Below are 18,679 nucleotides of genomic sequence, written 5' to 3'. Positions count from 1 at the left end.
AATGCGACGACTTGCAGTCTTCGCACCCCCTGACGGCAATTACGCGCGACGGGCTGCAAGCGCCGACTGCAGCGTCCTCAGAACGTGAAGTGCGAGCCCGTGTCGAAACCGTCCAGTCGTTGCACCACCGTCTCGAACAGGTTTTTCGTCGCGAACTCGCGCTCGCCGGTGCGGGTGATGATGCGCGCGGTCATCGCGGGCTCTTCCCCGACGATCACGCCCATGCGACCGCCGACCTTGAGCTGGTCCAGCAGCACCTGCGGCACCTGCGCCACCGAGCCCGACAGCAGGATCACGTCGAAAGGCGCCTCGCCGGGCAGGCCCTTGGCGCCGTCGCCCTCGACCACCGTCACGTTCAGCACGCCGTTGCGGCGCAGCGCGTCGCGGGCGGCGCCGACCAGTTGCGGGTCCTGCTCGACGCTGAAGACCTGCTGCGCCTTGTGGCCCAGCAGCGCGGCCAGGTAGCCGGCGCCGGTGCCGATCTCCAGCACCTTCTCGTGGCGCTCGATCTGCAGCTCCTGCATCCACCGGGCCTCGACCCGCGGGGGCAGCATCTTGCGGCCATGGGCCAGCGGCAGCTCGACGTCGGTGAACGCCACGTTGCGGTAGGCGGCCGGCACGAAGTCCTCGCGCTTGACCACCGCCAGCAGGGCCAGCACCGAGGTGTCCAGCACATCCCAGGGGCGGATCTGCTGTTCGATCATGTTGAAGCGGGCTTGTTCGAAATTCATGTTCAGTCCTCTGGCGCCGCACGGCGCGCCAATGCGGTCGGGAATGCGGGCGGTATTCTAGGCGGCCGGCCGGGGCGTGGCCGGATCGATGGGGCGGTGCGGGCGGTTGAGGAGTCCCTCGAACATCAATTCGAGCTGCAGCTTCAGCACCGTCTCGGGTTCGGGCTTGTGATCGTGCACCACGCCCGCCGCGCCGATCGAATGCTGATGCAGCACCAGATGCAGCACCGGACCGATCAGCACCATCACGCAGGCATCGGGGTCCACGTCACGGAACTCGCCCGAGGCGACGCCCCGCCGGACGACCTCGGCCAGCAGCGCGCAGCTGGGCTCGATGACCTCGTCGTTGTAGAACGCGGCCAGCTGCGGGAAGTTGCCGGCCTCGCTCATCATGATCTTGTGGATGCCGCCCGCGGGGGTCAGCCCCATGCGCTCCCACCAGCTCCACAGCATCCAGGTCAGCAGCTCCGCCATCGACCCCTGGTGCTTGCCCAGTTCCGAGACGCCTTCGGCGATCTTGGTGCCGATGGCCTCGCGCACCACCGCCTTGAAGAGCTCTTCCTTCGAGGGGTAGTACAGGTACAGCGTCCCCTTGGATACCCCCGCCTTGGCGGCGACCTCCTCCGAACGGGTGGCGGCGAAGCCCTTCTCGACGAACAGCGACAGCGCGGCCTCGAGCAGCTCCTGCGGCCGCGCCTCCTTCCGCCGCTGTCGGGGGGACGACGGCGCCGGGGCGGCGGGCTTGGCGGGGGCGCGAGGCATGGTGGACGGCGGGGGACTAACTGACTAACCGGTCAGTAATGTAGCGGCCGGCTTTCGGGCCGGTCAAGCGCCCTCCCCGCAGGGCGCCCTTTTGAAGGGACTGCGGAAGGCACTGCGAACCTTCACGCCCCCCTCACGCGAGACCGCCCATCCGGGTGCTGCACCGCCGCAAACCCGGTTCGAGCCACGGCTATGATCCCCGCCGACCCGCCTCCACCCCGAGCGAGGCGGCATTCTGGAGTCGTAGTTTGGACACTGTGCTGCTGATCAAGGCCGCGATCATGGGGATCGTCGAAGGCCTGACCGAATTCCTGCCGATCTCGTCGACCGGTCACCTGATCCTGACGGGCGCGCTGCTCGGCGGCTTCGAGGACGCCCGGGGCAAGGTGTTCGACATCGCGATCCAGACCGGGGCGATCCTGGCGGTGATCATCGTGTACTGGCAGCGCCTGCGCGAGACGGCCGCCGGTCTGGGCAGCGACGTCCGCGCCCGGCGCTTCGTGCTGAACGTGGCGATCGGTTTCCTGCCGGCGGTCATCCTGGGCCTGCTGTTCGGCAAGGTGATCAAGGAACACCTGTTCACCCCCATCGTGGTGGCGAGCACCTTCATCATCGGCGGCTTCATCATCCTGTGGGCCGAACGCCGACAGCAGTCCGCCGTGCGCATCCAGGACGTCGACCAGATGTCGCCGATGGACGCGCTGAAGGTCGGTCTGGTGCAGTGCCTGGCGATGGTGCCGGGAACCAGCCGTTCCGGCGCGACCATCATCGGCGGCATGCTGCTGGGCCTGTCGCGCAAGGCGGCGACCGATTTCAGCTTCTTCCTGGCGATCCCGACGCTGATCGGCGCCGGCCTGTACAGCCTGTACAAGGAGCGCTCGGTGCTGTCGACCGGCGACATCCCGCTGTTCGCGGTGGGGCTGTTCTTCTCCTTCGTCAGCGCCTGGATCTGCGTGCGCTGGCTGCTGAAGTACATCGCCAGCCACAGCTTCGTGCCCTTCGCGTGGTACCGGATCGCCTTCGGCATCGTGGTGCTCGTCACCGCCTACACGGGCGTCATCGTCTGGGCTGAATGAGGCTCCCCCTGCCGGCTTCGCCGCCCCTCCCCAAGGGGGCGCGCCCGTGAGCCTGGCAGCGCCAGATCTCCGGCTCCGCTTGAAAAGTCGGCCACCGCCGGGGCCTCCGCCGGAGGCCCGGCGATTTCATCCGGCGGCAGCTAAAATTGGCCCCATGACCATCACGATCAAGACCGGCGCCGACATCGACGCCATGCGCATCGCCGGCCGACTGGCGTCCGAGGTGCTGGACATGCTGACCCCGCACGTCAAGCCGGGCGTCACGACCGACCACCTCGACAAGCTGGCCCACGACTACATCGTGAACGTGCAGCAGGGCATCCCCGCACCGCTGAACTACCAGCCGCCCGGCTACACGCCCTACCCGAAGTCGATCTGCACCTCGATCAACCATCAGGTCTGCCACGGCATCCCCAACGACCGTCCGCTGAAGAACGGCGACATCGTCAACATCGACGTCACCGTCATCAAGGACGGCTGGCACGGCGACACGAGCCGGATGTTCGTCGTCGGCGAGGGCTCGATCGCGGCCAAGCGGCTGTGCAGCTTCACCTACGAGGCCATGTGGAAGGGCATCCAGAAGGTCAAGCCGGGCGCCAGACTGGGCGACATCGGCCATTCGATCCAGACCTTCGCGGAGAACGCCGGTTTCAGCGTCGTGCGCGAGTTCTGCGGCCACGGCATCGGCCAGAAGTTCCACGAAGAGCCGCAGGTGCTGCACTACGGCCGCCCCGGCACGCTCGAGGAACTGGTGCCCGGCATGGTCTTCACCATCGAGCCGATGATCAACGCCGGCCGGCGCGAGATCCGCGAGATGGGCGACGGCTGGACCATCGTCACCAAGGACCGTTCGCTGTCGGCGCAGTGGGAGCACACGGTGCTGGTCACCGAGACCGGCTTCGAGATCCTCACGCAGTCGGCCGGCACGCCGCCGCCGCCGGCCTTCGTCCAGCCCCAGGCCGTTCCGGCCTGATCCGCGCAGGTCGCCCATGAACGCCAGGACGCCCGGCGAGGTCGGCGTTTCTTCAGACGTCGCGTCGAGCGTTCCGTCGAACGTTCCGTCCGCCGCCCTGTCGGTCGCCGAACTGCGCCAGCACTTCAAGAGCGGCAAGCAGCTGCTGCTGGACGATTTCGCGGCCGCCAAGGCCAGCGTGTCCGCGGCAGCGCGCCTGATGCGGCTGCTGGCCAAACACGTCGACGGCACGCTGCAGGCCTTGTGGACGCAATCGGGCATCGCCGCGGCGGCGCCTGAAGCCGCCCTGGTCGCGGTCGGCGGCTACGGACGCGGCGAGCTGTTCCCACATTCGGACGTCGACGTCCTGCTGCTGCTGCCCGACACCTTGCCGGACGGCGTCACATCGGACCAGCCTGGTCCGCTCAAGCACGCGATCGAGGCCTTCATCACCGCCTGCTGGGACATCGGGCTGGAGATCGGCTCCTCGGTGCGCTCGGTCAAGGAATGCCTGGACGAGGCCGCGGGCGACGTCACGATCCAGACCGCGCTGCTGGAGTCCCGCTGGCTGGCGGGCGCCCGGCCGCTGGTCAAGCGCTTCGACCTGGCCTTCCGCGCGGCCGTCGATCCGCGCGCGTTCATGCGCGCCAAGACGCTGGAGATGCGCCAGCGCCACACCAAGTACGAAGAGACGCCCTACGCGCTCGAACCCAACATCAAGGAAAGCCCCGGCGGTCTGCGCGACCTGCAGGTGCTGATCTGGATCGCGCGAGGGGCCGGACTGGGCAAGACCTGGCCCCAGCTGGCCGCCAAAGGCCTGATCACGCCCTTCGAGGCGCGGCAGCTCCAGCGCAATGAGGGCGTGCTCAAGAGCATCCGCTGCCAGTTGCACCTGGCGGCGAAGCGGCGCGAAGACCGGCTGGTCTTCGACCTCCAGACCTCGGTGGCGGAACGCTTCGGCTACGAGTCGACGCGCTCGCTGCGGGCTTCCGAGAAGCTGATGCGCCGCTACTACTGGGCGGCCAAGGCGGTCACCCAGCTGAACCAGATCACGCTGCTGAACCTGGAAGAACAGATCAACGGCACCCTCGGCAAGGAGCTGCGGCCGGTGGACGAGCGCTTCCTGGAGCGCAGCGGCATGCTGGAGATCGCGAGCGACGATCTCTACGAGCGCGAGCCGCACGCGATCCTCGAGACCTTCCTGATCTACCAGCAGACGCCCGGCATCAAGGGGCTGTCGGCCAAGACGCTGCGCGCGCTCTACAACGCGCGCGGACAGATGAACAGCGCGTTCCGGCGCGATCCGGCCAACCGCGCGACGTTCATGCGCATCCTGGAGGAGCCGCAGGGCCAGACGCACGCCTTCCGGCTGATGAACCAGACCTCGGTGCTGGGGCGCTACCTGTGGGTGTTCCGCCGCATCGTCGGGCAGATGCAGCACGACCTGTTCCACGTCTACACGGTGGACCAGCACATCCTGATGGTGCTGCGCAACATCCGACGCTTCTTCATCCCCGAGCACACGCACGAGTACCCGTTCTGCTCGCAGCTGGCGGCGCAGTTCGACCGGCCGTCGGCGCTCTATGTCGCGGCGCTGTTCCACGACATCGCCAAGGGTCGCGGCGGGGATCATTCCGACCTCGGCGCGGCCGAGGCCAAACGCTTCTGCCGCGCGCACGGGTTGCCGAAGGCGGACGCGGCGCTGGTCGTGTTCCTCGTCGAGCACCACCTGACGATGTCGCGCGTCGCGCAGAAGGAGGACCTGTCGGATCCCGAGGTCATCCAGCACTTCGCCCGGCTCGTCAAGGACGAGCGCACGCTGACGGCGCTCTATCTGCTGACCGTGGCCGACATCCGGGGAACTGGACCCAAGGTCTGGAACGCGTGGAAGGGCAAGCTGCTCGAGGACCTCTACCGGCTGACGCTGCGCGCGCTGGGCGGTGCGAAGCTGAACATGGCCGCCGAGATCGAGGCACGCAAGCAGGAGGCGCGGCAGGAGCTGGCGCTCAAGGCGCAGTTGCCGGGCACCGAGGACGCGTTGTGGAAGACGCTGGACCTGAGCTACTTCGCGCGTCATGACGCGCCCGACCTCGCCTGGCACGCGCGGGCGCTGTGGCGCCATGTCGAGAGCACCGTGCCCGTGGTCCACGCGCGGCCGTCACCGGTCGGCGAAGGCCTGCAGGTGCTGGTCTACGCGAAGGACCAGCAGGACCTGTTCGCACGGATCTGCGGCTACTTCGACGGCGCCGGCTTCAACATCCTCGACGCCAAGGTCCACACGACACGCAGCGGTTATGCGCTGGACACCTTCCAGGTGATCGCGCCCGAGCTCGATCTGCACCACCGCGACCTGACCGCGCTGGTCGAGTCCAAGCTCGGCCAGGCGCTGGTCGCCCCGGGGCCGCTGCCCGAGCCCCGCAAGGGTCGGCTCTCGCGGCGCGTGAAGAGCTTCCCCTTCACCCCGCGCATCGCGCTGCGGCCCGATGAACGCGCGCAACGCTGGCTCCTGTCCGTCAGCGCCACCGACCGCGCGGGTCTGCTGTACGCCATCGCCCGCGTGCTGGCGCGGCATGGCATCAACCTGCAGCTCGCCAAGGTCTCGACCCTCGGCGAGCGCGTCGAAGACACGTTCCTGCTCGACGGCGCGGCTCTGCAGCAGAACAGGATGCAGCTGCAGATCGAAACGGAATTGCTGGACGCGCTCGCGGTGCAGTGAGGCGATGAGCCAGTACCACGTGATCCCGTCGGCCGAGGCCTTCGCCCGGCTCGACGAGTTCAGCAGCGTGATCGACGTGCGGTCGCCCGGGGAGTTCGAGGAAGACCACCTGCCCGGCGCCCTGAACTGGCCCGTGCTCGACAACGACGAGCGGCGCGTCGTCGGCACGCTCTACCGGCAGGATCCGCTGGAAGCGCGCAAGCTCGGCGCGGCGATCGTCGCGCGCAACATCGCCAACCATCTCGATGCCAACCGGCCGCTGATGCGCAAGCATTGGCGGCCGCTGGTCTACTGCTGGCGCGGCGGCCAGCGGTCCGGCGCGATGAACTGGTTCCTGAACCAGATCGGGTTCAAGTCGCTGCAACTGGTGGGGGGCTACAAGGCTTTTCGCGGCGAGGTGATCAAGACCTTGGCGGAGCAGCCGGCGAGATTCGACTTCGTCGTGCTGTGCGGGCGGACGGGATCGGGCAAGACGCGGCTGCTGCAGGCGCTTGCTGCCGGCGGCGAGCAGGTGCTGGACCTGGAGGCCATCGCGCGCCATCGCGGCTCGGTGCTGGGCGGCCTGCCCGATCAGCCGCAGCCCAGCCAGAAGGCCTTCGATACGGCGTTGTGGCAGACGATGGTGAAGCTCGATCCGTCACGGCCGGTGTTCGTCGAAAGCGAGAGCCGCAAGATCGGCGGGGTGCAGTTGCCCGAACCGCTTCATCTGCGATTGAGGCAGCACGGGCGCTGCGTCTGGATCGACATGGCCGACCCAGGGCGGGTGCAACTGCTGCTGGAAGACTACGCCCACTTCAAGGCGGATCCGCAGGCGTTCAACTCGCTGATCGGAGGGTTGGTCGCGCTGCGCGGCCGGGACCGCGTGGGGCGGTGGCAAGCCATGGCACTCAGCGGACAGTGGGCGGAAGTCTTCGGGGAGCTCATGCGGGATCACTACGACCCCGGATATGAACGATCGCTCACCAACCACTTTCCGCAACTCGCCAATGCGCCGCGGGTCACCATGCTCGACGGTAGCGGGGGGGAAACCGGCAAGGCCGCTCAAGAAGTCATCGCGTTGGCTCGCGGGTGAAATCAGGCTTGCTCACCGCGTGAGAGCCCGCCGGGTCTCGGCCCGGCTGCCGAGTCCCTTTGTCAGCCGACAAAGGAACCGAAAACGGCTCTGACGACGCTCATATGCGCTCGCTGTGTGGCAGTCGTCGCTCTCACGCTAACGCTCGCGAGACTCCTCCAACGATGCCCTCAAACGACCACCACCGGAGTCCTCGCACCACCTCTCTCTACAGGCTTGCTCGCTTCGCTCGTCGCGCCAGCCACTCAACGCGGTCCGCGTCCGCCTTGCACGCTCGCCCCTAGCGGGGTCTCGCAACGTCTCACCGTTCGGGAGCCCACGTTCGGCAGCTCACGTTCGACTGTCTGGTTCAGAGGTCGTCCAGGTTTCGGCGTTTCGGCGGCCGCTCGTGTCCGCGTATCGTGGTCCAGTACTCGTCCCAGACATCGGCATCGACCGCGGGTCGCTGGTGAGTCGCATAGAGACTGTCCTGTCCATCCTTGCGCGGACCGGAGATCCAGTAGATGTCGCCCGTTTCCACGTCGAAGTAATTCGACTTGAAGCCTTGGCCCTTCTGACTCTGGAAGGACCTGCCGTCGTAGTACAGCGTCGCGCCCGTCTTCGAGAACGTGACGCGACCAATGCGTGCTGGCCCAGTGAGTCCACCACTCTTCGACTCGATGTACATGATCCGTTGCTTCATGACGCCTCCCCGCTGACGCCATCGGAGCGTCACCAGCCAGTCTCGCACCCTCGATGGCGGATGCCATTCATCACACCACGACTCGACGGCAACGACCACGGCAGTGGCAGCGGCAGCGGCAGCGGCAACGGCAACGGCAACGGCAACGGCAACGGCCACCGCCACGATAACGACAACGACAGAGGACCGCTTCGCTGCGAGACCCCGCTAGGGGCGAGCGTGCAAGGCGGACGCGGACCGCGTTGAGTGGCTGGCGCGACGAGCGAAGCGAGCAAGCCTGTAGAGAGAGGCGGTGCGAGGACTCCGGTGGTGGCCGTTCGAGGGCATCGTTGGAGGAGTCTCGCGAGCGTAGCGTGAGAGCGACGACGGCCACACAGCGAGCGCATATGAGCGTCGTCAGAGCCGTTTTGGTTCCTTTGTCGGCTGACAAAGGGACTCGGCAGCCGGGCCGAGACCCGGCGGGGTGCAGGGAGCAGAAAGTTCAGCCGACCGGCCGATCAAGAATCAGCCGATCAGCCGATCGGCCGATCCCCTCACCCGATCAAACAGCCAGCAATTCCACTTCAAACAGCAGCGTTGCATGCGGCGGAATCACACCGCCGGCGCCGTAAGCGCCGTAGCCCAGTTCCGACGGAATGACGAGGAAGCGGGTCCCCCCGACCTTCATCCCTTGGACGCCTTCATCCCAGCCCTTGATGACTTCCCCAGCGCCCAGGTGGAAGCGGAACGGATCCCGCCGATCCTTGGAGGAATCGAACTTGCGGCCTCGCTGCCCGTCCTTGTAGAGCCACCCGGTGTAGTGGACGGTGACGCGCTTGCCGGCTTCGGCGACGGCGCCTTCGCCTTCCTTGACGTCTTCGAACTGGAGTCCGCTGGCGGTGGTCGCCAGCTTGTTCAGTTCGATGGCTTCCACGCCGCCGGACACGCCGAGCAGCTCCACCTCGAACATCAGCGTCGCGTTGGGCGGGATCACACCGCCGGCGCCCCGCGCGCCATACCCGAGCTGCGGCGGGATGACGAGCACGCGCGTGCCGCCGACCTGCATGCCCTGGACGCCTTCATCCCAGCCCTTGATGACCATGCCGCCGTCGAGTTCGAACTCGAACGGTTCACCGCGGTCCTTGCTGGAGTCGAACTTGGTGCCCTTCTCGCCGTCCTTGAAGAGCCAGCCGGTGTAGTGCACTTTCACGTCCTGGCCGGCGCGGGCGGTCGCGCCGGTACCGGCGGTGGTGTCGTCGTATTGCAGGCCGCTGTCGGTCGTCTTCATCGAAGGTTCCTTGAAAGGGAAAGGGGGACGCTGGTTCGCGTCCCGAAACGCAAAGGCGTGATCATGCCAGCCGCCGAAGGTCCTTACACCGGGCGCTGCCGTACATGCCACGCCGCCACGGCGCGGGCGAGCCACTCGGACACCGTCCGCGCCTCCAGCGCCGGCAACCCGAGTCGAGCGCCGGCGCGCCGCAATCCGGCAAGCGGGTCGCCCAGGTCCAGGGCCTGGGCGCCGTTCTGCTTGGAGAGCTTCTCGCCGTTCTCGCCGAGCACCAGCGGCGTGTGCAGATAGCGGGGCTGGGGCAGGCCGAGCAATTCCTGCAGCCGGATCTGCCGGGGCGTGTTGTCGGCGAGGTCCTCGCCGCGGACGACGTCGGTGATGCCCTGCCAGCCGTCATCGACGACGACTGCCAGCTGATACGCCCAGAGCCCGTCCGCGCGCTGGAGGACGAAGTCGCCGACCTCGTCGGTCAGGTCCTGGGACTGCCCGCCGAGGCGGCGGTCCCGCCAGTCGATGCGCAGAGGCGCCTCGCCATCGACGGTCGACGTGCTCCGAAGCCGCCACGCCCGCGCGGGCTTGCCGTGCAGTCCATGCCGGCAGGTGCCCGGATAGACGAGTTCCCCATGCCGCTCCCGCTGGCCGCCCAGGGCGGCGATCGCTTCAGCGATGTCCTTGCGCGAGCATCCGCACGGGTAGGCCCAGCCCGCGGCGATCAGCCGATCCAACGCAGCCTGGTAGGCCGCATCGCGCTTCGACTGCCAGATCGGCGGCTCGTCCGGCAGCAGCCGGACCTGGGCGAGCTGCGACAGCACCACGGCATCGGTACCCGCCGGACACCGCGGCCGGTCGACGTCCTCGATCCGGATCAGCCACCGCCCGCCATGCGCCCGGGCATCCAGCCAGCTCGCCAATGCCGCGACCAGCGAGCCCTCATGCAAGGGCCCCGTGGGCGACGGCGCGAACCGGCCGACGTAGCCGCGGCCCGCCGCCCGGTCCGCCGCTCGGTCCGCCAGCATCACAGCAGCAGGCCCTCGTGCTGCTCGATCAGCGAGCGCCGCGTCGTCTCGCTCCGGAGCCGGTCCAGCCACCAGGCCAGCGCCTTGGCCGGGCGATGGCCGTTGCGCCACGCGTAGTGCATGGGCGAGATGCGCTTGCCCTGGAAGGTCTCCTTCTGGACCAGCCGCCCCGCGTCCACGTGCCGCCGCACCATCGGCGTCGGCAGCGAACCCACGCCCAGGCCGCGCAGCAGCGCCTCGAGCTTGATCGCCATCGACGGCACGGTCAGCACCTCCTGCCCGGGCACCACGCCGACGGTCATCGGCGCGAGGCTGCGCGCCGTGTCCGCCACGGCGACGATGCGATGCCGCGCGATCTCGGCCGAGGTCAGCACCCCCTCGAACCCCGCCAGGGGGTGATGCGGCGCGACGCAGAACACCATCTCCATCGGCCCGAGCACCTCGCAGACGACCGAGCTGCCCGGCGGCTGCGCGCTGGTGCCGATCGCCAGATCCGCCTGGCCGGAGATCAGCGCCTCCCAGGTCCCCGACAGCACCTCGGTGCGCAGCTTCAGACGCGTCGGCGGCGGCTTGCCGTCCTCGGCCTGGAGATAGAAGGCCTCCATCAGGTCGAAGATCGCGCGCCGCGCGATCGCATCGTCGAAGGCGATGGTGAGTTCGCTCTCCCATCCGGTGGCGACGCGCTTGACGCGGTTCGCCACCGCATCCATCTCCTGCAGCAGCCGGCGACCTTCGGTCAGCAGCTCGTGCCCGGCCGCCGTCAGCACCGCCTGGCGCGAACTGCGGTCGAAGAGCAGCACGTCCAGCGCGTCCTCGAGCTGCCTCACCGAGTAGGTCAGCGCCGACGGCACCTTGCCCATCTCCCGCGCCGCCGCGGCGAAGCTGCCACTGCGCGCGATGCTGTCCATCATCGCCAGCGCTTCCGGCGTCAGCACCCGTCGTTTGTCTTGTTGAGCCATTCCTTCATCTTATTTGAATGCTGGCTTCAAGCCCCCTCCCCCTCGGCAGAGGCCTGCTTCCCTACAGTGAGTCCATCGCCAACCAGCAGGCCCTCTCCACCACACCGGGGGGCCACACAAGGAGCATCGACATGCGTGAAGTCATCAAGTCCTCGGATCGCGGCTACGCCGACCACGGCTGGCTCAAGAGCTTCCACAGCTTCTCGTTCGCGGACTATCACAACCCGCGCCGGATGGGCTTCGGCCCGCTGCGCGTCATCAACGAGGACCGCATCGCCGGCGGCACCGGCTTCGGCACGCACGGCCACCGCGACATGGAGATCATCAGCTACGTGCTCAGCGGCGAGCTGGCGCACCAGGACAGCATGGGCAACGGCACGCCCGGCGGCGCCAACGCGGGCGTGATCCGTCCCGGCGACGTGCAGCGGATGAGCGCCGGCACCGGCGTGCGGCACAGCGAGTTCAACCACTCGAAGGACGGCCAGACCCACTTCCTGCAGATCTGGATCATGCCGGACCGCCAGGGCGTGACGCCGGGCTACGAGCAGAAGCACTTCGCCGACGCCGACAAGCGCGGCAAGCTGCGGCTGGTCGCTTCGCCGGACGGCGCGCAGGACTCGGTGTCCATCCACCAGGATGCGCGCTTGTACGCCGGACTGTTCAACGGCGATGAACGCGCCGAGCTGCCGCTGGCCGCGGACCGCATCGCCTACGTGCACGTCGTGCGCGGGCAGGCGACCGTGAACGGCGAAGCGCTGGGCGCCGGCGACGCGCTCCAGCTGGCCAAGGAGGCGGGCGTGACGGTCGAAGCCGGCCAGGACGCCGAGGTGCTGGTGTTCGACCTGCCGGTCTGAGCCCGGCGGGCGGGTGTGAACCTGCCCGCCCGGGCCCGGCACTTCGTCGCTTCACTCCGAGAGGCGGACCCGTCGCATGCCGCGGCGGGCCGCCGACGGATGGAGATTGCGGATGAAGCCCGGCGCCCTGACCTTCCCGATGCCACCCCTCACGGCTGATCCCGTCGGTGCGGCCCTCCCGGCCGCCTTGCCGTCGCTGATCCGCCAGTTGACGGGCCTCGCCGACTGGCCCGAGGACCACGGCATCCGCGTCCGCCAGCGCGGGCAGTACGCGCCGCTGGTGTACGCCCGGGTCGCCACGTCCAGGCACGTGGTCGAGATCCTGTTCGATCCCTCGACCGGCCACTACGAGTGCACCAACTGCCAGACGATCGACTTCATGCTGCCGACGTCGATACCGGACGAAGCGCAAGGCAGCTTCGTCGTCGCGGTGATCCGCGGGCTGAGCGCCGCGGCGGCGACGGCCCTTCTGAACGCCGCCATCGCGCTGCTCGAGCCGTGCTGGCCCCACTGGGCCGCGCTGGCCGATGCCGGCGGCATCGCGCTCGACGACGCGGGTTCCGCGGTCCTGCCCGACGCCGTGCGCCGCAAGCGCGCCGCCTGAACGCCGACTGAGCGCGGCCTTGGCGCTGGCCCTGGCACCGCGCTCTGGGAGCGCATCCGTGAAGCGCCCCTTGGCGCTCGCAGGGCGCCTCTACACTCGCGCGATGCAATCGCTTCGACAACTGCTGGCCGCGCTGCCGCTGCTCGATTGGGCCTCGCTGGGCCTGTTCTTCCTGGCCTGGATCGGCTATGCCCAGTTCTCCAAGCGCCATGCGGACGGGCGCGGCTCGCTGCTGGCCATCACCAACCGCGTGCGGCGCCAGTGGATGCTGCAGCTGACCTACCGCGAGATGCGGGTGCTGGACGGCGCGGTCAGTCAGGCGCTGCTGTCGAGCCCGTCCTTCTTCGCCTCCACGACCATCCTGATCATCGGCGGCCTGCTGGCCGCGCTGGGTGCGAGCGAGCAGACCAGCGCCCTGGTGCTGGGGCTGCCGTTCGCGGTCAAGACGAGCACGCTGGTCTTCGACATCAAGCTCGCGCTGCTGACCGGCATCTTCGTATACGCCTTCTTCCGCTTCACCTGGAGCATGCGGCAGTACACCTTCGGCGCGCTGCTGGTGGCGTCCGCGCCGGAGGCGGGCCAGTTCGCGCAACTGGGGCCGGATGCGCGGGAGGAATTCGCCGACCGCGCCGGCGCGGTCGTCGGCATGGCGGCCGAGGCCTTCAACGACGGCTTGCGCGGCTACTACCTCGCGTTCCCCGTCGTGGCCTGGTTCTTCTCGCCCTGGGCGCTGGCCCTGTCCACGGCCGGCGTGCTCTACGTGCTGTACCAGCGCGAGTTCAGATCGGAAGTGCTCGAGAAGCTCCGCTAAAACGGGCTCTGTGCAGCTGATCAGGTCCACGAAGCACGCGGCCCCGATTTGGGATGCACCGCTAGGCGCAAACCGCAGCCATAGCCCAGCTATGGCGAGGATTTGCAACGACGCGGTGCGCCCAAAGCGGGGCTGCGGGCTTAGTGGACGACGCGTCCGAAGCTGAACTCGCCGGGCTCTCCGGCGGGTGAGGTCTCGACGCTCACCGGGATCACGTCCTTCGGACCGAAGCGGCCCTGCAGGATCAGCTTGGACAGCGGGTTCTCGATCCGCTGCTGGATCGCGCGCTTGAGCGGCCGCGCCCCGAAGACCGGATCGAAGCCGACCTTGGCCAACTCGGCGAGCGCCTCCTCGCTGACGTCGAGCTTCATCTCCAGCTTGTCGAGCCGCTGCTCGAGCTGACGCAGCTGGATCCGCGCGATCGACTTGATGTGGTCCGCGCCCAGCGCATGGAAGATCACGGTCTCGTCGATGCGGTTGAGGAACTCGGGCCGGAAATGCGCCTTGACCTCGCCCCACACCGCGTCGCGGATCACCTCGTCGGGCTCGCCCTGCAAGGCCATGATGTGCTGCGAGCCCAGGTTGGACGTCATCACGATCACGCAGTTCTTGAAGTCGACCGTGCGGCCCTGGCCGTCGGTCAGGCGGCCGTCGTCCAGCACCTGCAGCAGCACGTTGAACACGTCCGGATGCGCCTTCTCGACCTCGTCGAGCAGCAGCACGCTGTAGGGCTTGCGGCGCACGGCCTCGGTCAGGTATCCGCCCTCGTCATAGCCGACATAGCCCGGAGGCGCGCCGATCAGGCGGCTCACGGAGTGCTTCTCCATGAACTCGCTCATGTCGATGCGGATCATGTGGTCCTCGCTGTCGAACAGGAAACCCGCCAGCGCCTTGCACAGCTCGGTCTTGCCGACGCCGGTCGGGCCGAGGAACAGGAAGCTGCCCAGCGGCTTGTCCGGATCGGACAGCCCCGCGCGCGAGCGCCGGATCGCGTCAGCGACCGCGACGATCGCCTCGTCCTGGCCGACGACGCGCTCATGCAGCTTCTCTTCCATCTGCAGCAGCTTGTCGCGCTCGCCCTGCATCAGCTTGGCCACGGGGATGCCGGTGGCGCGGGCGACCACCTCGGCGATCTCCTCGGCGCCGACCATCGTGCGCAGCAGTTGCGGCTGGCTCTTGTCCTTGGCCTTGCCCATCTCCTTGGCCTGCGCCTCGTTCAGGCGCTTCTCCAGGTCGGGCAGCTTGCCGTACTGCAGCTCGGCGACCTTGTTGAAGTCGCCCTTGCGCTTGAGTTCCTCGATCTGGAACTTGATGCGGTCGATCTCTTCCTTGACATGCGCGGAGCCCTGGGCCTGCGCCTTCTCGGTGGTCCAGATCTCTTCCAGGTCGTTGTACTCGCGCTGGAGCTTGAGCAGCTCTTCCTCGATCAGCGAGAAGCGGCGCTGGGAGCCCTCGTCGGTCTCCTTGCGCACGGCCTCGCGCTCGATCTTGAGCTGGATCATGCGGCGGTCGAGCCGGTCCATCGCCTCGGGCTTGGAGTCGATCTCGATCTTGATCTTGGCCGCGGCCTCGTCGATCAGGTCGATGGCCTTGTCGGGCAGGAAGCGGTCGGTGATGTAGCGATGCGAGAGCTCGGCCGCGGCAACGATGGCCGGGTCGGTGATCTCGACGCCGTGGTGGACCTCGTACTTCTCCTGCAGGCCGCGCAGGATGGCGATGGTGGCCTCGACGGTGGGCTCGTCGACCAACACCTTCTGGAAGCGGCGCTCCAGGGCGGCGTCCTTCTCGACGTACTTGCGGTATTCGTCGAGCGTGGTCGCGCCGATGCAGTGCAGCTCGCCGCGCGCCAGCGCGGGCTTGAGCATGTTGCCGGCGTCCATGGCGCCCTCGGCCTTGCCGGCGCCGACCATGGTGTGGATCTCGTCGATGAACAGGATGATGCGGCCTTCATCGGCGGCGACTTCCTTGAGCACCGACTTCAGGCGTTCCTCGAATTCGCCGCGGAACTTGGCGCCCGCGAGCAGGCCGGCCATGTCCAGCGACAACACCCGCTTGCCCTTCAGGCTTTCCGGCACTTCCTCGTTGACGATGCGCTGCGCCAGGCCTTCGACGATGGCGGTCTTGCCGACGCCGGGTTCGCCGATCAGCACGGGGTTGTTCTTCGTGCGGCGCTGCAGCACCTGGATCGCGCGGCGGATCTCGTCGTCGCGGCCGATCACCGGGTCGAGCTTGCCGGCGCGGGCGCGCTCGGTCAGGTCCAGGGTGTACTTCTTCAGCGCCTCGCGCTGGCCTTCGGATTCCTGGCTGTCGACCTTCTGGCCGCCGCGCACGGCTTCGACCGCCGTCTCCAGCGCCTTGCGGGTCAGGCCGTGGCCGCGCACGATGCCGGCCAGGTCGCTCTTGGCGTCGGCCAGGGACAGCAGGAACATCTCGCTGGCGATGAAGTGGTCGCCGCGCTTGGAGGCTTCCTTCTCCGCGTTCTGGAGCAGACCGATCAGGTCGCGGCTGGGCTGGACCTGCTGGCCCTCGCCCTGCACCTGCGGCAGGCCGCCGAGGATGCCGTCCAGCGCGCTCTTGAGCGCCGGGACCTTCACGCCGGCGCGCTCCAGCAGCGCCTTCGGGCCCTCGTCCTGGGCCAGCATCGCGGCCAGCACGTGGACGGGTTCGATGTAGGGGTTCTCGCGCGTCACCGCCAGGCTTTGGGCCTCGGCCAGCGCTTCCTGAAACTTCGTGGTGAGCTTGTCGACTCGCATGGGAAATAACCTCCGTTGCGACCGAAGTGGGGAGTGTGACCCCTATTTTCAAGAGGAGGCTCCGGCAAGAGACGCGCCCAAGATTTTATCGTTTCGCTCCCACCCCATCCCCGCCCTCCAAGCGGGCGGGGCGCAGCCACCCCACCCCCCGCCCGCCCCCACGGGGCGGGAGCCATTCACTTCATGCGAGGGATTGGGTCAGCATCTGCATGACCTTGAGCCCGGCCGCCGCGGCGGCCAGGGATCCCACCACGTGGGCGGCGGAGTGCGAGAGCGCCATCAGGAACTCGCCGCGCTGCAGCAGCGACAGCGATTCGCCGGAGAAGGACGAGAAGGTCGTGAGGCCGCCGAGGAAGCCGGTGACCAGCAGCAGCTTGAGCATGTCGTTGGGATAGCGCCCGAACCACTCCAGCGCCATGCCGATGAGGAAGCCCCCGACGATGTTGACGGCCAGTGTGCCGAGCGGAAAACCCTGCCACTTCGTGTTGAGCATCAACCCCGCGCCCCAGCGCGCGAGCGCGCCGCCCGACGCTCCGACGGACACCGCCGCCACTTGCATCCAGCTCATCGACCGTTCCCCTCCACGTTGATGCCCCACCGCGCAAGTGCCTCGTCGTCGGCGACGCGCGCGTCCACCCAGCGGGCGCCGTCCGGTCCGTGTTCCTTCTTCCAGAACGGCGCCTGCGTCTTCAAGTAATCCATCAGGAACTCGCAGGCCTGGAACGCCTGGCCGCGGTGGCGCGAGCTCACGAGCACCAGCACGATCTGGTCACGCGGCTGCAGCGCCCCGACGCGGTGGATGACCCGTGCGCCGCGGATGTCGAAGCGCCGAAAGGCCTCGTCGATCATGGCCTCGATCGCGGCCTCGGTCATGCCGGGATAGTGCTCGAGCTCCATCAGCGAGACGGGCGTGCCGTCCGCGCCATCGCGCACCGTGCCGACGAAGCTCACCACCGCGCCGACGCCGCCGTCCTCGGCGCGCAGCGCCAGCGTCTCGGCGCTGAGGTCGAAGTCGGCGGTCTGGACGATGGCGCGCGGCGGGCGCGGGAACTGCAAGTTCATTCCGGGATTGTGGCATTGCGCCCTCACGGCCTCGGGCGCTGCGTCGACCGCGCCTGACGTCCGCAGGCCCGCTCGCCCACCGATTCAAGTGGGCGTCGCCATCGACATCAGTGGGTGGACGATTGGATTGCACTTGTACGAGCCATTTCGCATGAAACCAACAGCTCTCAAGATCTGCCGTTCCAGTCTTCAAGGAAGCCTCATGTCGATCTCACCGCAACTGGACGCCATCCACCGACTGATCATCGAATGCCATCGCAAGTATTTCGACGAAAGCCCCTCCCCCAACAAGCTGCAGAAGCTCTGCTACTACGCCCAGGGCTACAGCTTGGCGGAGGGTCGCGCACTGTTTCCGGAGGACTTCGAGGCGCGTCAGAACGGCCCCACCATCGCGGAGCTTCACGCCAAGTATGGGAGTCTTCAATGGCACCCGATCGATGCGCAGTGGCACACGCCGCTGGAAGACGCTCCGGGTTATCAGACCGTGAGAGAAGTCGTTGCCGCCTTTGGCCGGTTCGACGGGGCAGCCTTGTCGAACATGACCCACAACGAGGCTCCCTGGCTCGATGCGCGCAATGGCCTGCCGGAAAACATGGGCAGCCGCGAACTCATCAGCAAGGACGCCATGCGGAAGTACTTCCTCACGCAGCTCCCCGAAGATGAACGATAGCTTCCCTCGATTCGATCGAGCCGCCACCTACAAACAGAAGCCGCCGCTCCTGCGCGTGTCATTCGAGTTCATTGACTGGGAGACAGACCTGTTCTTCCTGCATGGATTCGACGCCGAGTTCTACGTGCGCCTATTCACTTGCCTTCAGACCATCCAGACCTGCACGGTTGAGCAGATGTCGAAGCGGCATATTCCCGGCCTCGGGTGCAAAGCGATCTTCAAGACGGACACTGGCAGCCGCGACGCATTTCCACGACGTATCGTTGCCCGCATCGCCACGATGCTGAGCAGGGAACAGGGTTCCCTGGACCCTGAACAGGACGCGCTCCACATCGTTCAACAGGCCTTTGAGGTCAGCATGGGCAAGAACCAGGGGCGCCTGCACGGGTTCCTATGGAATACAGCATTCAACTTGGTCTGGTTCGATCCGGCGCACAACCTCTATCCCGGCAACCAACGGATTCGCGGCCCTCGCGATGTGATGCAGATCAAGACCGGCTCTCACGAACAATTGCTCCGCCTAAAGGATGAGAACGCGGCCCTGGTCACCGAGAACGATCGTCTGGCGCGAGAGTTCGAGGAACTCCTGTCTGTCTGGGCCGAGAAGTGATGCTGGCCCAGGCTCTTGATGCATTCTTGAGACACGAGGGCCGGGTCTTGCCCCGACCTTGATGCGCGGCTCCCTACGCTGG

Annotated in this window: 19 protein-coding genes and 1 pseudogene; 10 read left to right on the top strand and 10 right to left on the bottom strand. The window is 67.6% G+C overall.

Annotated features, from left to right (window positions below):
* Positions 1 to 77: 77 nt before the first annotated feature.
* Positions 78 to 731, bottom strand: coding sequence for a protein-L-isoaspartate O-methyltransferase (locus ACFJIX_RS20315; RefSeq protein WP_377154245.1), 654 nt, complete (start codon positions 729 to 731; stop codon positions 78 to 80).
* A gap of 57 nt (positions 732 to 788) precedes the next feature.
* Entirely contained in the window at positions 789 to 1,493 is a 705-nt protein-coding gene (locus tag ACFJIX_RS20310; RefSeq protein ID WP_377154242.1) for a TetR/AcrR family transcriptional regulator, read from the bottom strand.
* A 248-nt stretch (positions 1,494 to 1,741) separates the two neighbouring features.
* On the opposite strand from ACFJIX_RS20310, the gene ACFJIX_RS20305 reads away from it, so the two are divergent.
* The 4 genes from ACFJIX_RS20305 to mnmH all read left to right on the top strand — a co-directional run bounded on the left by ACFJIX_RS20305 (position 1,742) and on the right by mnmH (position 7,309).
* On the top strand, positions 1,742 to 2,569 hold the full coding sequence (locus tag ACFJIX_RS20305) for an undecaprenyl-diphosphate phosphatase (RefSeq protein ID WP_377154240.1): 828 nt from the start codon (positions 1,742 to 1,744) through the stop codon (positions 2,567 to 2,569).
* A 154-nt stretch (positions 2,570 to 2,723) separates the two neighbouring features.
* The gene (map, locus tag ACFJIX_RS20300) at positions 2,724 to 3,542 is read left to right on the top strand and encodes a type I methionyl aminopeptidase (protein WP_377154237.1); all 819 of its coding nucleotides are present in this window, start codon (positions 2,724 to 2,726) and stop codon (positions 3,540 to 3,542) included.
* Between the two features lie 16 nt (positions 3,543 to 3,558).
* Entirely contained in the window at positions 3,559 to 6,237 is a 2,679-nt protein-coding gene (locus ACFJIX_RS20295) for a [protein-PII] uridylyltransferase (protein WP_377154234.1), read from the top strand.
* Between the two features lie 4 nt (positions 6,238 to 6,241).
* Positions 6,242 to 7,309: a tRNA 2-selenouridine(34) synthase MnmH gene (gene mnmH / locus ACFJIX_RS20290; RefSeq protein ID WP_377154232.1), complete on the top strand. Its 1,068-nt coding sequence runs from the start codon at positions 6,242 to 6,244 to the stop codon at positions 7,307 to 7,309.
* A 349-nt stretch (positions 7,310 to 7,658) separates the two neighbouring features.
* Here the strand turns inward: mnmH and ACFJIX_RS20285 are convergent, their stop codons facing one another.
* Positions 7,659 to 7,991 (bottom strand): 1-deoxy-D-xylulose-5-phosphate synthase, encoded by a 333-nt coding sequence (locus ACFJIX_RS20285; RefSeq protein WP_377154230.1) that lies wholly within the window; start codon positions 7,989 to 7,991, stop codon positions 7,659 to 7,661.
* 60 nt (positions 7,992 to 8,051) lie between these two features.
* Between ACFJIX_RS20285 and ACFJIX_RS20280 the strand changes: the two genes are divergently transcribed.
* Positions 8,052 to 8,237 carry a hypothetical protein gene (locus tag ACFJIX_RS20280; protein ID WP_377154228.1) on the top strand — a complete coding sequence of 62 codons (186 nt, stop codon included), beginning with the start codon at positions 8,052 to 8,054 and terminating at the stop codon, positions 8,235 to 8,237.
* A gap of 295 nt (positions 8,238 to 8,532) precedes the next feature.
* Here ACFJIX_RS20280 and ACFJIX_RS20275 read toward each other — a convergent pair whose 3' ends face one another.
* The 4 genes and pseudogenes from ACFJIX_RS20275 to ACFJIX_RS20260 all read right to left on the bottom strand — a co-directional run bounded on the left by ACFJIX_RS20275 (position 8,533) and on the right by ACFJIX_RS20260 (position 11,233).
* Complete coding sequence (locus ACFJIX_RS20275) at positions 8,533 to 8,880, bottom strand: FKBP-type peptidyl-prolyl cis-trans isomerase (RefSeq protein ID WP_231993353.1); 348 nt, start codon at positions 8,878 to 8,880, stop codon at positions 8,533 to 8,535.
* A 33-nt stretch (positions 8,881 to 8,913) separates the two neighbouring features.
* Positions 8,914 to 9,258 (bottom strand): annotated as a pseudogene (locus ACFJIX_RS20270) (FKBP-type peptidyl-prolyl cis-trans isomerase); the annotation flags it as partial.
* Positions 9,259 to 9,341: 83 nt separating this feature from the next.
* Positions 9,342 to 10,274, bottom strand: a complete 933-nt coding sequence (gene gluQRS / locus ACFJIX_RS20265; protein WP_377154226.1) for a tRNA glutamyl-Q(34) synthetase GluQRS — start codon at positions 10,272 to 10,274, stop codon at positions 9,342 to 9,344.
* A complete protein-coding gene (locus tag ACFJIX_RS20260; protein WP_377154224.1) occupies positions 10,274 to 11,233 on the bottom strand; it encodes a LysR family transcriptional regulator in 960 nt (319 codons plus the stop codon). The genes gluQRS and ACFJIX_RS20260 overlap by 1 nt, the downstream gene beginning before the upstream one ends.
* Before the next feature lie 131 nt (positions 11,234 to 11,364).
* Here ACFJIX_RS20260 and ACFJIX_RS20255 point away from each other — a divergent pair, with 131 nt between their 5' ends.
* The 3 genes from ACFJIX_RS20255 (at position 11,365) to ACFJIX_RS20245 (ending at position 13,502) form a co-directional block, all read left to right on the top strand.
* Complete coding sequence (locus ACFJIX_RS20255) at positions 11,365 to 12,087, top strand: pirin family protein (RefSeq protein WP_377154222.1); 723 nt, start codon at positions 11,365 to 11,367, stop codon at positions 12,085 to 12,087.
* A gap of 112 nt (positions 12,088 to 12,199) precedes the next feature.
* Positions 12,200 to 12,691: a hypothetical protein gene (locus tag ACFJIX_RS20250; protein WP_377154220.1), complete on the top strand. Its 492-nt coding sequence runs from the start codon at positions 12,200 to 12,202 to the stop codon at positions 12,689 to 12,691.
* Positions 12,692 to 12,794: 103 nt separating this feature from the next.
* Positions 12,795 to 13,502: a DUF599 domain-containing protein gene (locus ACFJIX_RS20245; RefSeq protein WP_377154217.1), complete on the top strand. Its 708-nt coding sequence runs from the start codon at positions 12,795 to 12,797 to the stop codon at positions 13,500 to 13,502.
* A 140-nt stretch (positions 13,503 to 13,642) separates the two neighbouring features.
* Here the strand turns inward: ACFJIX_RS20245 and clpB are convergent, their stop codons facing one another.
* The 3 genes from clpB to ACFJIX_RS20230 all read right to left on the bottom strand — a co-directional run bounded on the left by clpB (position 13,643) and on the right by ACFJIX_RS20230 (position 17,317).
* On the bottom strand, positions 13,643 to 16,255 hold the full coding sequence (gene clpB, locus ACFJIX_RS20240) for an ATP-dependent chaperone ClpB (RefSeq protein ID WP_377154214.1): 2,613 nt from the start codon (positions 16,253 to 16,255) through the stop codon (positions 13,643 to 13,645).
* A gap of 181 nt (positions 16,256 to 16,436) precedes the next feature.
* Complete coding sequence (gene crcB, locus ACFJIX_RS20235) at positions 16,437 to 16,823, bottom strand: fluoride efflux transporter CrcB (RefSeq protein ID WP_377154211.1); 387 nt, start codon at positions 16,821 to 16,823, stop codon at positions 16,437 to 16,439.
* Positions 16,820 to 17,317, bottom strand: coding sequence for a molybdenum cofactor biosynthesis protein MoaE (locus ACFJIX_RS20230; RefSeq protein ID WP_377154208.1), 498 nt, complete (start codon positions 17,315 to 17,317; stop codon positions 16,820 to 16,822). Before ACFJIX_RS20230 ends, crcB begins: the two co-directional genes overlap by 4 nt.
* Before the next feature lie 202 nt (positions 17,318 to 17,519).
* Here ACFJIX_RS20230 and ACFJIX_RS20225 point away from each other — a divergent pair, with 202 nt between their 5' ends.
* The gene (locus ACFJIX_RS20225) at positions 17,520 to 17,987 is read left to right on the top strand and encodes a Panacea domain-containing protein (protein WP_377154206.1); all 468 of its coding nucleotides are present in this window, start codon (positions 17,520 to 17,522) and stop codon (positions 17,985 to 17,987) included.
* Entirely contained in the window at positions 17,977 to 18,597 is a 621-nt protein-coding gene (locus ACFJIX_RS20220) for a hypothetical protein (protein ID WP_377154203.1), read from the top strand. Before ACFJIX_RS20225 ends, ACFJIX_RS20220 begins: the two co-directional genes overlap by 11 nt.
* Positions 18,598 to 18,679 lie beyond the last annotated feature (82 nt).

The organism is Roseateles sp. UC29_93, assembly GCF_042695725.1.
GTDB classification, from domain to species: Bacteria; Pseudomonadota; Gammaproteobacteria; order Burkholderiales; family Burkholderiaceae_C; genus Roseateles; species Roseateles noduli_A.
Note: the sequence above shows the minus strand (reverse complement) of the source record. Positions and strands in the feature narration are given on the sequence as shown.

Excerpts from the sequence above, each read along its gene's own strand:
- ACFJIX_RS20315 (WP_377154245.1), bottom strand. The coding sequence starts at position 731 with ATGAATTTCGAACAAGCCCGCTTCAACATGATCGAACAGCAGATCCGC.
- ACFJIX_RS20310 (WP_377154242.1), bottom strand. The coding sequence starts at position 1,493 with ATGCCTCGCGCCCCCGCCAAGCCCGCCGCCCCGGCGCCGTCGTCCCCC.
- map (WP_377154237.1), top strand. The coding sequence starts at position 2,724 with ATGACCATCACGATCAAGACCGGCGCCGACATCGACGCCATGCGCATC.
- ACFJIX_RS20295 (WP_377154234.1), top strand. The coding sequence starts at position 3,559 with ATGAACGCCAGGACGCCCGGCGAGGTCGGCGTTTCTTCAGACGTCGCG.
- mnmH (WP_377154232.1), top strand. The coding sequence starts at position 6,242 with ATGAGCCAGTACCACGTGATCCCGTCGGCCGAGGCCTTCGCCCGGCTC.
- ACFJIX_RS20285 (WP_377154230.1), bottom strand. The coding sequence starts at position 7,991 with ATGAAGCAACGGATCATGTACATCGAGTCGAAGAGTGGTGGACTCACT.
- ACFJIX_RS20280 (WP_377154228.1), top strand. The coding sequence starts at position 8,052 with ATGCCATTCATCACACCACGACTCGACGGCAACGACCACGGCAGTGGC.
- gluQRS (WP_377154226.1), bottom strand. The coding sequence starts at position 10,274 with ATGCTGGCGGACCGAGCGGCGGACCGGGCGGCGGGCCGCGGCTACGTC.
- ACFJIX_RS20260 (WP_377154224.1), bottom strand. The coding sequence starts at position 11,233 with ATGGCTCAACAAGACAAACGACGGGTGCTGACGCCGGAAGCGCTGGCG.
- ACFJIX_RS20255 (WP_377154222.1), top strand. The coding sequence starts at position 11,365 with ATGCGTGAAGTCATCAAGTCCTCGGATCGCGGCTACGCCGACCACGGC.
- ACFJIX_RS20250 (WP_377154220.1), top strand. The coding sequence starts at position 12,200 with ATGAAGCCCGGCGCCCTGACCTTCCCGATGCCACCCCTCACGGCTGAT.
- ACFJIX_RS20245 (WP_377154217.1), top strand. The coding sequence starts at position 12,795 with ATGCAATCGCTTCGACAACTGCTGGCCGCGCTGCCGCTGCTCGATTGG.
- clpB (WP_377154214.1), bottom strand. The coding sequence starts at position 16,255 with ATGCGAGTCGACAAGCTCACCACGAAGTTTCAGGAAGCGCTGGCCGAG.
- crcB (WP_377154211.1), bottom strand. The coding sequence starts at position 16,823 with ATGAGCTGGATGCAAGTGGCGGCGGTGTCCGTCGGAGCGTCGGGCGGC.
- ACFJIX_RS20230 (WP_377154208.1), bottom strand. The coding sequence starts at position 17,317 with ATGAACTTGCAGTTCCCGCGCCCGCCGCGCGCCATCGTCCAGACCGCC.
- ACFJIX_RS20225 (WP_377154206.1), top strand. The coding sequence starts at position 17,520 with ATGTCGATCTCACCGCAACTGGACGCCATCCACCGACTGATCATCGAA.
- ACFJIX_RS20220 (WP_377154203.1), top strand. The coding sequence starts at position 17,977 with ATGAACGATAGCTTCCCTCGATTCGATCGAGCCGCCACCTACAAACAG.